Here is a 5,607-nt window from a genome sequence, read left to right as displayed (position 1 = left end):
GGCATAAAAAAACCCCAGCTTCGCAAGAAGCTGGGGTTTGGACTTAAGAGTCTGACGATGACCTACTCTCACATGGGCAAATGCCACACTACCATCGGCGCAGGCCTGTTTCACTTCTGAGTTCGGGATGGGATCAGGTGGTTCCAAGCCGCTATGGTCGTCAGACAAAACGGTTGATCACTGGGGGACGGGATAGAACGAGTGTGATGATGATTTTTTCGACGTTATCCAGACAATTGTCTTGGGTGTTATATAGTCAAGCCGCACGAGCAATTAGTATCGGTTAGCTCAACGCCTCGCAGCGCTTACACACCCGACCTATCAACGTCCTGGTCTTGAACGGCTCTTTAGGGACCTCGAGGGTCCAGGGAGATCTCATCTTGGAAGGGGCTTCCCGCTTAGATGCTTTCAGCGGTTATCCTGTCCGAACATAGCTACCGGGCAGTGCCACTGGCGTGACAACCCGAACACCAGAGGTTCGTTCACTCCGGTCCTCTCGTACTAGGAGCAACTTTCCTCAAATCTCCAACGTCCACGGCAGATAGGGACCGAACTGTCTCACGACGTTCTAAACCCAGCTCGCGTACCACTTTAAATGGCGAACAGCCATACCCTTGGGACCGGCTTCAGCCCCAGGATGTGATGAGCCGACATCGAGGTGCCAAACACCGCCGTCGATGTGAACTCTTGGGCGGTATCAGCCTGTTATCCCCGGAGTACCTTTTATCCGTTGAGCGATGGCCCTTCCATACAGAACCACCGGATCACTATGACCTACTTTCGTACCTGCTCGACGTGTCAGTCTCGCAGTTAAGCGGGCTTGTGCCATTACACTAACCGTACGATGTCCGACCGTACTTAGCCCACCTTTGTGCTCCTCCGTTACGCTTTAGGAGGAGACCGCCCCAGTCAAACTACCCACCACACAATGTCCTCGATCCCGATAAGGGACCAGAGTTAGAACCTCAAACATGCCAGGCTGGTATTTCAAGGTTGGCTCCACGCAAACTGGCGTTCACGCTTCAAAGCCTCCCAGCTATCCTACACAAACATATTCAAAGTTCACTGTGAAGCTATAGTAAAGGTTCACGGGGTCTTTCCGTCTAGCCGCGGATACACCGCATCTTCACGGCGATTTCAATTTCACTGAGTCTCGGGTAGAGACAGCGCCCCCATCGTTACGCCATTCGTGCAGGTCGGAACTTACCCGACAAGGAATTTCGCTACCTTAGGACCGTTATAGTTACGGCCGCCGTTTACCGGGGCTTCGATCAAGAGCTTCGCACGAATGCTAACCCCATCAATTAACCTTCCGGCACCGGGCAGGCGTCACACCGTATACGTCCACTTTCGTGTTTGCACAGTGCTGTGTTTTTAATAAACAGTCGCAGGGGCCTGGTATCTTCGACTGGCTTCTGCTCCGTCCGCGAGGAACTTCACATACCACCAGCGTGCCTTCTCCCGAAGTTACGGCACCATTTTGCCTAGTTCCTTTACCCGAGTTCTCTCAAGCGCCTTGGTATTCTCTACCTGACCACCTGTGTCGGTTTGGGGTACGGTCTCGAATAGCCTGAAGCTTAGAAGATTTTCCTGGAAGCAGGGCATCAATGACTTCGCTCCCGTAAAAGGGTGCTCGTCGTCACGTCTCAGGATTGTGGATCCGGATTTGCCTAAACCCACTCCCTACACGCTTAAACCGGGACAACCGTCGCCCGGCTCACCTAGCCTTCTCCGTCTCTCCATCGCAGCTATCCAAGGTACGGAAATATTAATCCGTTTCCCATCGACTACACCTTTCGGTCTCGCCTTAGGGGCCGACTCACCCTGCGCCGATTAGCGTTGCGCAGGAACCCTTGGTCTTCCGGCGTGCGGGTTTTTCACCCGCATTGTCGTTACTCATGTCAGCATTCGCACTTGTGATACCTCCAGCAAGCTTCTCAACTCACCTTCGCAGGCTTACACAACGCTCCCCTACCCCGCATACAAAGTATGCAGCCGCAGCTTCGGTATCCAGTTTGAGCCCCGTTACATCTTCCGCGCAGGCCGACTCGACTAGTGAGCTATTACGCTTTCTTTAAAGGATGGCTGCTTCTAAGCCAACCTCCTAGCTGTCTGAGCCTTCCCACATCGTTTCCCACTTAACTGGAATTTGGGGACCTTAGCTGGCGGTCTGGGTTGTTTCCCTCTTCACGACGGACGTTAGCACCCGCCGTGTGTCTCCCGGATAGTACTCACAGGTATTCGGAGTTTGCATCGGGTTGGTAAGTCGGGATGACCCCCTAGCCGAAACAGTGCTCTACCCCCTGTGGTATTCGTCCGAGGCGCTACCTAAATAGCTTTCGGGGAGAACCAGCTATCTCCGGGCTTGATTAGCCTTTCACTCCGATCCACAAGTCATCCCCTGGCTTTTCAACGACAGTGGGTTCGGTCCTCCAGTTGATGTTACTCAACCTTCAACCTGCTCATGGATAGATCGCCCGGTTTCGGGTCTATGCCCAGCGACTAAATCGCCCTATTCAGACTCGGTTTCCCTACGGCTCCCCTAAACGGTTAACCTCGCCACTGAACATAAGTCGCTGACCCATTATACAAAAGGTACGCCGTCACAGAACAAGTCTGCTCCGACTGCTTGTACGCATACGGTTTCAGGATCTATTTCACTCCCCTCACAGGGGTTCTTTTCGCCTTTCCCTCACGGTACTGGTTCACTATCGGTCAGTCAGGAGTATTTAGCCTTGGAGGATGGTCCCCCCATATTCAGACAGGATACCACGTGTCCCGTCCTACTCGATTTCACTAGACTCAGGTTTCGGATACGGGGCTATCACCCACTATGGCGGCACTTTCCAGAGCCTTCTCCTACCAGTTGTCTAGCTTAAGGGCTAGTCCCCGTTCGCTCGCCGCTACTTAGGGAATCTCGGTTGATTTCTTTTCCTCGGGGTACTTAGATGTTTCAGTTCCCCCGGTTCGCCTCTTACACCTATGTATTCAGTGCAAGATACCCGACCGAAATCGGGTGGGTTTCCCCATTCAGAAATGTCCGGATCACAGCTTGTTTGCCAGCTCCCCGAACCTTATCGCAGGCTTCCACGTCTTTCATCGCCTCTGACTGCCAAGGCATCCACCGTATGCGCTTAGTTGCTTGACTATATAACCCCAAGACAACTGATCACTGATGACACAGAAGACTGACACCTAACCGAAGTTAAGCGACAATGTTCCAGGAACATTCAGAGACAGCCGCTCGAAGTCATACACAACCACTTCAACGACAACACCGGATAACGCTTGAAAAAATCGCTATCACATTGAACACATTCTCTCGGAGATAATGAGAAAATGTCTTCGTGTTCTATCTCGTCCAATTTGTTAAAGAGCAAATCTGACCCAGTGATCAGAAAGAAGGATTTCAAACTTAACAGCGTTGAAACACTTGTTTCTGTACACTGACCGAAGTCAGGTGACCAAGTAATATTTGGTGGAGCTAGGCAGGATCGAACTGCCGACCTCCTGCGTGCAAGGCAGGCGCTCTCCCAGCTGAGCTATAGCCCCAATTTAAGCTATGCCACCTCACTCATACTGAGTCGAGATGTAAATTGTTCAGATCAAGGCATCGAGGGGCGTCGCATAGCCTGCTATGCAAGTCACTCGATAACGCCGAACTGAGCAATTTTGGTGGGTCTGGGTGGACTTGAACCACCGACCTCACCCTTATCAGGGGTGCGCTCTAACCACCTGAGCTACAGACCCGGTTTTGCTTGCCACAGACAAGCCAAGTCGGGCCTGAAAGACCCTTGCTCTCTTTATCAATCAACCAAGTAATTCGTGTGGACTCTGACCGAAGCTTCGACTTCGTTTAAGGAGGTGATCCAGCCCCAGGTTCCCCTAGGGCTACCTTGTTACGACTTCACCCCAGTCATAAACCACACCGTGGTAATCGTCCTCCCGAAGGTTAGACTAACTACTTCTGGTGCAATCTACTCCCATGGTGTGACGGGCGGTGTGTACAAGGCCCGGGAACGTATTCACCGTGACATTCTGATTCACGATTACTAGCGATTCCGACTTCACGGAGTCGAGTTGCAGACTCCGATCCGGACTACGATACGTTTTGTGAGATTAGCTCCCCCTCGCGGGTTTGCAACCCTCTGTACGTACCATTGTAGCACGTGTGTAGCCCTGGCCGTAAGGGCCATGATGACCTGACGTCATCCCCACCTTCCTCCGGTTTGTCACCGGCAGTCTCCCTAGAGTTCTCAGCATAACCTGCTAGCAACTAGGGATAGGGGTTGCGCTCGTTACGGGACTTAACCCAACATCTCACGACACGAGCTGACGACGGCCATGCAGCACCTGTGTCAGAGTTCCCGAAGGCACCAATCCATCTCTGGAAAGTTCTCTGCATGTCAAGGCCAGGTAAGGTTCTTCGCGTTGCGTCGAATTAAACCACATGCTCCACCGCTTGTGCGGGCCCCCGTCAATTCATTTGAGTTTTAACCTTGCGGCCGTACTCCCCAGGCGGTCAACTTAGTGCGTTAGCTGCGCCACTAAGGATTCAAGATCCCCAACGGCTAGTTGACATCGTTTACGGCGTGGACTACCAGGGTATCTAATCCTGTTTGCTCCCCACGCTTTCGCACCTCAGTGTCAGTGTTGGTCCAGGTAGCCGCCTTCGCCACTGGTGTTCCTTCCTATATCTACGCATTTCACCGCTACACAGGAAATTCCACTACCCTCTACCACACTCTAGCCGAGCAGTTCGAAGTGCCGTTCCCAGGTTAAGCCCGGGGCTTTCACATCTCGCTTACTCAACCACCTACGCGCGCTTTACGCCCAGTAATTCCGATTAACGCTTGCACCCTCCGTATTACCGCGGCTGCTGGCACGGAGTTAGCCGGTGCTTCTTCTGTGAGTAACGTCAATCCTTAAAGGTATTAGCTTTAAGGCCTTCCTCCTCACTGAAAGTGCTTTACAACCCGAAAGCCTTCTTCACACACGCGGCATGGCTGGATCAGGGTTTCCCCCATTGTCCAATATTCCCCACTGCTGCCTCCCGTAGGAGTTCGGGCCGTGTCTCAGTCCCGATGTGGCTGATCATCCTCTCAGACCAGCTACGGATCGTCGCCTTGGTGAGCCATTACCCCACCAACTAGCTAATCCGACTTAGGCTCATCCAATAGCGCAAGGTCCGAAGATCCCCTGCTTTCCCCCAAAGGGCGTATGCGGTATTAGCAGCCGTTTCCGACTGTTGTCCCCCACTACTGGGCAGATTCCTAAGCATTACTCACCCGTCCGCCGCTCGTCAGCGGGTAGCAAGCTACCCCTGTTACCGCTCGACTTGCATGTGTTAAGCCTGCCGCCAGCGTTCAATCTGAGCCATGATCAAACTCTTCAGTTTAAATCATATTAAGATCCGAAGACCTTATAACCTTTGCTCAAGACAAAACTCAATTTTCGACGAGTCGCTTGCCTTGGTATTTCTTGTCGAAATACTCCAGCCAGCGCCCACACGAATTACTTGGTCAATTTGTTAAAGAGCGTTTGAGCCGTTGCTCAATCAAGGTGGCGTATTCTACATCGTCTCGCCGCCTTGTCAACCGTTTAATT

The 5,607-nt window shown here is 52.4% G+C and carries 2 tRNA genes and 3 rRNA genes; all 5 read right to left on the bottom strand.

From position 1 onward, the window contains the following. Positions 1–49: 49 nt before the first annotated feature. The 5 genes from rrf to FFI61_RS17605 all read right to left on the bottom strand — a co-directional run bounded on the left by rrf (position 50) and on the right by FFI61_RS17605 (position 5,398). Positions 50–165: ribosomal RNA gene (gene rrf / locus FFI61_RS17625) — 5S ribosomal RNA — on the bottom strand. Positions 166–252: 87 nt separating this feature from the next. Continuing rightward, positions 253–3,148 (bottom strand): 23S ribosomal RNA (locus tag FFI61_RS17620). Positions 3,149–3,476: 328 nt separating this feature from the next. Next, a tRNA-Ala gene (locus FFI61_RS17615) sits at positions 3,477–3,552 on the bottom strand. Between the two features lie 121 nt (positions 3,553–3,673). After that, positions 3,674–3,750, bottom strand: a tRNA-Ile gene (locus tag FFI61_RS17610). Positions 3,751–3,857: 107 nt separating this feature from the next. Further along, positions 3,858–5,398: ribosomal RNA gene (locus FFI61_RS17605) — 16S ribosomal RNA — on the bottom strand. Together the 16S, 23S and 5S rRNA genes with 2 tRNA genes alongside form the textbook arrangement of a ribosomal RNA operon. Between the last annotated feature and the right edge of the window lie 209 nt (positions 5,399–5,607).

Source organism: Marinobacter sp. DY40_1A1, from assembly GCF_016597815.1.
GTDB lineage: Bacteria > Pseudomonadota > Gammaproteobacteria > Pseudomonadales > Oleiphilaceae > Marinobacter > Marinobacter xiaoshiensis.
The sequence above is the reverse complement of the archived record's forward strand: the minus strand, read 5'-3'. Positions and strand labels throughout refer to the sequence as shown.